Origin of the sequence: Pseudomonas sp. UBA2684, assembly GCA_002354655.1 — a bacterium.
In the GTDB taxonomy this organism is placed as follows: Bacteria; Pseudomonadota; Gammaproteobacteria; order Pseudomonadales; family Pseudomonadaceae; genus Aquipseudomonas.
Window position 1 is genome coordinate 159,130 of the sequence record DELY01000009.1, and the last position, 291, is coordinate 159,420.

1 pseudogene is annotated in these 291 nt (G+C 64.9%); it reads right to left on the minus strand.

Annotated elements, in window-relative coordinates:
- Positions 1-291 (minus strand): annotated as a pseudogene (locus B3M58_RS04960) (chemotaxis protein CheA); the annotation flags it as partial.

Below are 291 nucleotides of genomic sequence, written 5' to 3' on the forward strand. Positions count from 1 at the left end.
TCGAATTCATCGTCGGTGATTTCATCGCCCGCGGCTGCCGGCGCGAGGCTCACCGCCGCACTTGCCGTAACGACTGGCGGCACGAACTGGCCCTTGCCATGCAGTTGATCGAGCAGCGACTCGAACTCGTCGTCGGTAATTTCCTCGCCCGCTGCGGCCACGCCGCTCAACTGCGCTGACGGTTCGCCGAGCGCATCGAGCAACTGCTCGAATTCAGTGTCGGTAATATCGCCGGATGCGCCACTGACGGCTTCGGCACTCGGCGCCTCGACAACGGCTTCGGCGGCGCCC